Annotated in this window: 6 protein-coding genes; 4 read left to right on the top strand and 2 right to left on the bottom strand. The window is 65.5% G+C overall.

All coding sequences use genetic code 11. The features are described 5' to 3' along the window. The 4 genes from AC1DW2_RS43300 to AC1DW2_RS43285 all read left to right on the top strand — a co-directional run. Positions 1 to 606 (top strand): FAD-binding protein (locus tag AC1DW2_RS43300; protein ID WP_477009154.1); only part of this gene is annotated, 606 nt, incomplete at its 5' end. After that, positions 593 to 1,699 (top strand): tricarballylate utilization 4Fe-4S protein TcuB, encoded by a 1,107-nt coding sequence (tcuB, locus tag AC1DW2_RS43295; RefSeq protein WP_477009153.1) that lies wholly within the window; start codon positions 593 to 595, stop codon positions 1,697 to 1,699. The genes AC1DW2_RS43300 and tcuB, both read left to right, overlap by 14 nt. A 70-nt stretch (positions 1,700 to 1,769) precedes the next feature. Then, on the top strand, positions 1,770 to 1,928 hold the full coding sequence (locus AC1DW2_RS43290) for a DUF5993 family protein (protein ID WP_201266196.1): 159 nt from the start codon (positions 1,770 to 1,772) through the stop codon (positions 1,926 to 1,928). A gap of 25 nt (positions 1,929 to 1,953) precedes the next feature. Beyond that, positions 1,954 to 2,505 carry a disulfide bond formation protein B gene (locus AC1DW2_RS43285; protein ID WP_354079026.1) on the top strand — a complete coding sequence of 184 codons (552 nt, stop codon included), beginning with the start codon at positions 1,954 to 1,956 and terminating at the stop codon, positions 2,503 to 2,505. Here the strand turns inward: AC1DW2_RS43285 and AC1DW2_RS43280 are convergent. Both AC1DW2_RS43280 and AC1DW2_RS43275 read right to left on the bottom strand, forming a co-directional pair. Then, positions 2,498 to 3,190 (bottom strand): esterase/lipase family protein, encoded by a 693-nt coding sequence (locus tag AC1DW2_RS43280; protein ID WP_477009152.1) that lies wholly within the window; start codon positions 3,188 to 3,190, stop codon positions 2,498 to 2,500. The two genes, AC1DW2_RS43285 and AC1DW2_RS43280, sit on opposite strands and share 8 nt — an antisense overlap. Beyond that, on the bottom strand, positions 3,183 to 6,252 hold a 3,070-nt coding region (locus tag AC1DW2_RS43275), incomplete at its 5' end, for an acyl-[ACP]--phospholipid O-acyltransferase (protein ID WP_477009151.1). The genes AC1DW2_RS43275 and AC1DW2_RS43280, both read right to left, overlap by 8 nt.

Genomic DNA, 6,252 nt, shown 5'->3' with positions numbered 1-6,252 from the left:
GTGTTCGGCATCGTCGTCAACAAGCATGCCCAGCGATTCTACGACGAGGGTGAGGACATCTGGCCGAAGCGCTATGCGATCTGGGGCCGGCTGGTCGCGGCGCAGCCCGACCAGATCGCCTACATCATCTTCGATTCCACCGTCGTCACCAGCTTCATGCCGACGCTGTTCCCGCCGATCGCCGGGCAGACCGCCGCCGAGCTGGCCGGCAAGCTCGAGCTCGATCCGGCTGCGCTGGAGAAGACCGTCACCGAGTTCAACGCGGCCGTGCGGCCCGGCACCTTCGATCACACCATCCTGGACGATTGCGTGACTGAAGGTATCACGCCGCCGAAGACGCATTGGGCGCGCAAAATCGAGACGCCGCCTTATCTCGCCTATCCGGTGCGGCCCGGCATCACCTTCACCTATCTCGGCACGCGCGTGAACAAGGAGGCGAGGATGCTGATGGCTGACGGCAAGCCGTCCGCCAACATGTTCGCGGCCGGCGAGATCATGGCGGGCAACGTGCTCGGCAAGGGCTACGCGGCCGGCATGGGCATGACCATCGGCAGCGTGTTCGGGCGGATCGCGGGACGGGAAGCGGCGAAACATGCACGGAACTAGAATTCTGGACGAAGCCGACCGTCTGATGACGGTCTGTAATTCCTGTCGCTACTGCGAGGGCCTGTGCGCGGTATTTCCCGCCATGGAGATGCGGCGAGCCTTCTCCGATGGAGATCTCAATTATCTCGCAAACCTCTGCCATTCCTGCGGCGCCTGCTACGTCGATTGCCAGTTCTCGCCGCCGCACGAGTTCAACGTCAACGTCCCGCAGACGCTTGCGGTCGCGCGTGCCGAGTCCTATGCGGCCTATGCGTGGCCGCAGGCGTTGTCCGGTGCCTTCGCCCGCAACGGGCTCGTCATCAGCGTCATCGCCGCGCTCAGCATGGCCGCCTTCATCCTCGGTTTCGCGGCCTTGAACGACCGCAGTGTGCTGTTCGGTGTGCACACCGGCCCTGGTGCCTTCTACAAGCTGATGCCGCACAACGTGATGGCCGCATTGTTCAGCGCCGCCTTCCTCTACGCGATCCTCGCGCTGGTCATGAGCGTGCGTGCCTTCTGGCGCGACATCGGCGCCCCCATTGGCGGTCGCGCCGACGGCGGCTCGATCTTCCAGGCGATCCGCGATGCCGGCGAACTGCGCTATCTCCACGGCGGTGGCGTCGGCTGCTACAACGAGGACGACAAGCCGACCGACCGGCGCAAGCTTTTCCACCACCTGACGTTCTACGGTTTTCTGCTATGCTTCGCCGCGACGTCGGTGGCGACGCTCTATCACTACCTCTGGAGCCGCGAGGCGCCGTATCCGTGGTGGGATCTGCCCGTGGTGCTGGGGACACTCGGCGGCATCGGTCTCATCGTCGGTCCGATCGGCCTGTTCGTCGCGAAAACGCGGCGTGCACCGGAACTGCTCGACGAGCAGCGCTACGGCATGGACGTCGGCTTCATCGCCATGCTGTTTCTGACCGGCTTCACCGGCATGGCGCTGCTTGTCCTGCGCGAGACCGCTGCCATGGGACCGCTATTGGCCCTGCATCTCGGCGCGGTGTTCGCGCTGTTCATCACCATGCCCTATGGCAAGTTCGTGCACGGCATCTATCGCTTGGTGGCGCTGGTGCGTTATGCGCAGGAGCGGCGCAGCGAAGCCGGCTCTTGAGAGGCATGCGCGGCTGACGTATTTCTGGGCCGTTCGCGCACAGCGCGAATCGCTTAGGGAGCCCGCGCTCATGTACATGTTTCTGCCTTTCCTGCTGGCGCTCGCGGGCTGCGCGAGTGCCTGGCGTTCGCGCGCGGGACTAAGCTATGCGCTCTGGAGCGCAACAGTCGTGGTCACGGTCGCATGGTTCTTCCACCACGCGACCGATCCACTCAAATTCTCGTTCTGACGGTGTCGAGATGGGCACTGCAGAGATGAGCGAGCAACGGCCGGTCGGCGCGATCCTGAACATGCTTGGGCTGCTCGGGATCTCGTTGATCCTGACGGTGGCGTTCACCTATCAGCTTGCGCTCGGCGAGCTGCCCTGTCCGCTTTGCCTGTTGCAAAGGGCCGGGTTCATCGCGGTCGGCATGGGGTTCCTGTTCAACATGCGCCTCGGTGAACGCGGGTCTCACTACGCGATGATCCTCGTTTCCAGCCTCGTCACCGGCTTCATCTCGATGCGGCAGGTGTCACTGCATCTTGCGCCCGGCGATCCTGGATACGGCTCGGCACTGTTCGGGCTGCACTTCTATACCTGGGCGCTGATCGCGGCGATCGGGATCGTGTGTTATGTCGCGCTCGTCTTCATCCTGAAGGATGTGACCGGCAAGCGAGACGGGGACGCGCCTTTGAACGGTGCGGCATCGAACACGGTCTTCGCGATCTTTGCGTTGCTGGTCGCCGCCAATCTCTTGTCCACCGTGCTGGAGTGCGGCGCGGGGCAGTGCGACGACAACCCGGTTCGCTATCTCCTGCTCAAGTGATCGGATTGAAGCGGCCGTCGTGCAGGAACGCGATCGTCTGCTCGATCGCGACGGCATTTCGTGGAAGTCCGGTGTGCGATGCCTTGACGACGATGTGGTCGGTCATGTCGGCCAATTTCGCGCTTTCGACTGAAACCCGTCCGTCATTGGGCCGCGGTAGGACAAAGGCCGAGGCGATTGGTGCGATGGTGCGGCATCCCGCGATGACGCCGATCGCATAATCGGGAGGCGGCAGGGTCGCGAGCACAGGGGGCAGGGCTGTCGAAAGTTGCGAGCCGGCCGGACCGAAAACAGCGCGGTAGAGCGAGAGGTCCTTCAGGAGATCGGCGACTTCGCTGCCGCCGTTGGGCGTGCCCAGCATCACGACGCGGCCGAGCCGCACCGGTCGATATCGCGCGATGTAAACCCTCGTGAGCAACCCGCCCATGGAATGGGCGACGAAGTGGATAGCGCCGTCGCATTGCGCTGCAAACGCGGCGACCGGCGCGTGGATGTCTTCCGCAAGCTCCTCGAGCGGCTTCTTGCGGCTGGGGTAGCCGAGATTGAGCGTGGCGAAGCCCTGACGCTGCAACGCGCGATCCAGCCTCTTCAGCGTCCAGGCACCGACGCCGATGCCGTGAAGCAATACCACGCCGTCGCACCGCGCCTTAGCCGGTGCGACGGACGTGGGCTGGATCTCACGCAACCTCGCGCTCCGGCGAGGAGGCCTGCTCGCGGGCCATCGTCGTTGCCGTGACATAGTCGGTCTTGCCGGTGCCGAGTAACGGTACCTTGTCGACCACCATGATCGCCGCGGGCACGGTCAGCTCGGACGCGCCGATTGCCTTGGCCTGGCCCTGCATCGCACTGCGCTCGGCGGTCTTCTCCGTCGTCAGCAGCACGATGCGCTCGCCCTTGCGCTGGTCGGGGATCGACACGGCAACCGAGGTGGCCTGCGGCCACAGCGCCGTCGCGATGCTCTCGACGGCCGACAGCGAGACCATTTCGCCCGCGATCTTGGCGAAGCGCTTGGCGCGGCCCTTGATGGTGATGAAGCCGGCCGGGTCGATCGCCACGATGTCGCCGGTGTCGTGCCAGCCCTCGGCGAGCGGTTCGAGCACGCCGGGGTTTTCGGCCCTGAGGTAACCGAGCATCACGTTCGGTCCGCGCACCGAGAGGCGTCCGCCTTCCTCGATGCCGGGGACCGGATCGAGGCGGCTTTCCATCAGCGGTGACAGGCGGCCGACGGTGCCGGGACGGTTGGCCATCGGCGTGTTCATCGCCAGCACCGGCGCGGTCTCGGTGACGCCGTAGCCTTCCAGGATCCGGATGCCGTAGCGCTCCATGAACACCTGACGGGTGCGATCCTTCACCGCCTCCGCGCCGGCGATCACCAGGCGCAGCGTGCGGAAGTCGTAGGCATGCGCCGAGCGGGCGTAGCCGGTGAGGAACGTGTCGGTGCCGAACAGGATGGTGGCGCCGGTCTGGTAGATCAGCTCCGGCACGATGCGGTAGTGCAGCGGCGAGGGGTACATGTAGATCGGAATGCCCGCGAGCAGCGGCATCATCATTCCGCCGGTCAGCCCGAAGGAGTGGAACACCGGCAGCACGTTGAACACCTTGTCATTGGCATTGGCATCGACCCGGGCCAGCGCCTGCGCCGCGTTGGCGAGGATATTGCGGTGGGACAGCACCACGCCCTTGGGCGTGCCTTCCGAGCCCGAGGTGAACAGCACGACAGCCGGATCGTTGRCCTGGCGGGCGACGCGCGGTGCGGTGCCTGCGAGCAACCCCTTGATCTTGTCGGCAGTGCCAATCGAGCCGCGGACATCCTCGAGGTAGACGACGCGGGCTTCCGCGGAGATCGCGGCCATCAGCTTGTCGAGCTTGCCCTTCTCGATAAAGGCCTTCGAGGTCAGCACCGTCTTGACCTGTGCGGCCTTCATGGCGGCGAGGACGTTGACCGGGCCGGCGGAGAAGTTGAGCATCGCCGGGACGCGGCCGATGTTTTGCAGCGCCATGAAGACGACGGCGACGCCCGCGGAATTCGGCAGCAGTACGCCGACATTCTCGCCGGCTACCGTGCCGGCTTCGAGCTTGCGGCTCAAGACCTGCGCGCCGAGGATCAGCTTGCGATAGGTCAGCTTGGTGCCGAGCGCGTCCTCGATGATGACCTTGCCGGTATCGCGGTCGCGATAAGCATGTCCGAGCGCTTCGAACAGCGTGTGATCGAGCATGGCGTTCTTGACCATGGCGTCGATCATCACGTCCTGGAGCGCGGCGCCCGCGGCATTGCGGCGTGCCTTGCCCTTCAGCGACGGATCGACCGGAAGCTTGACCGGCGGCAGGATCGTAACCGTCACCCGCGGAAACCACGAGCGCTTGATCTGGCTGCCGTTGAGATAGCTGAGATGCGAGCGCTGCGCGCCCTCGATGCGAATGGGCACGACCACCGCGTCGGCCTTGTCCGCGATCATCGCGGTGCCGTCATAGACCTTCATCAGCGAGCCGGAGACGGTGATGCGTCCCTCCGGGAAGATCACCACCGGCTCGCCGGCGGCGACGAGCTTGATCAGGTCGCGTGCGGCCAGCGGCTTGGTCGGGTCCATGGTGTAGTGCTTGACCACCCGCAGGAACGGCTTGGCCCACCAGGCCTTGGAGATGCCGGTATCGACCGCGAAGCTGGCGTCGATCGGGAGCACGGCGTGCAGCAGCGGGCCATCGATCAGGCTGACATGGTTCGGTGCGATCAGCATGCGCGTGCCCGGAGGCGGCAGGTTCTCGAGGCCACGAACCTCGGTACGGAACAGCGCGCGGAACAGCAGCCCGCCGAAATCRCGTACGCCTTCCTTGCCCCACTTGGTCAGCACGAACCATACCGCGCCGAAGCTAGCGACGCCGAGGCCGAAGAAGATCCAGCCGACGTGCAATCCGCCCGCCTGGAGCAGCGCGACGAACAGCGAGCCGACCACCATGAAGGCCGCCTGCAGCACGTTGCCGGCGGCGATGATGCGGGCACGCTCGGATGGTTGCGACCAGGCCTGGACGGCAGCAAACGACGGAACGACGAACAAGCCACCGCCGAATGCGAAGGCGACGAAGTCGATCAGCATGCGCAGGCCGGCGAACGAGGTTGCGAAGTCCGCCGCGGCGATGTCCTGCCCCTTGGCGGTCACACCGATGGCCCATGCGAGATCGAGGCCGGCAAACCCCATGATGATTGCGCCGATCGGCACCAGCGCGAGGTTCGGGCGGACGTGGCTCAGGCTGGCCGCGAACAGCGAGCCGATGGCGATGCCGATCGCGAAGGTCGCAAGACACAGCGTCACCACGCCTTCGGTGCCACCGACGACCTCTTTGACGAGCGCCGGCAGCAGCGACAGCACGATGGCGCCGACCAGCCAGAACCACGAGACGATCACGGTGCCGTCCCACAGCCGCTTGTCCGCGTAGAGCGTCTTCAACAGGCCGACCGTCGAGGTCCAGGGATTGGCGTTGACGGGCAGGTCGGGGGCGGATGGCGTCGTTTGCGGAATGCGGGAGGCGAAGGCCCAGGACAGCAAGGCCAGCACGACCACGGCCGATGCAACCCAGCCCATATGCGCGGAGCCGGCCACGAACTGGCCGCCGGCGACAGTGCCGAGCAGGATGGCCATGAAGGTGGCGCCTTCGACCAGCGCGTTGCCGGTCGCGAGCTCTCCGAGCTCGAGCTGGTCTGGCAGCATCGAATATTTMACGGGTACGAACAGGGCGGCGATGATGCCGAAC

Source organism: Bradyrhizobium sp. P3_C3 (genome assembly GCF_056402655.1).
This window is presented reverse-complemented; position numbering and strand designations above follow the sequence as displayed.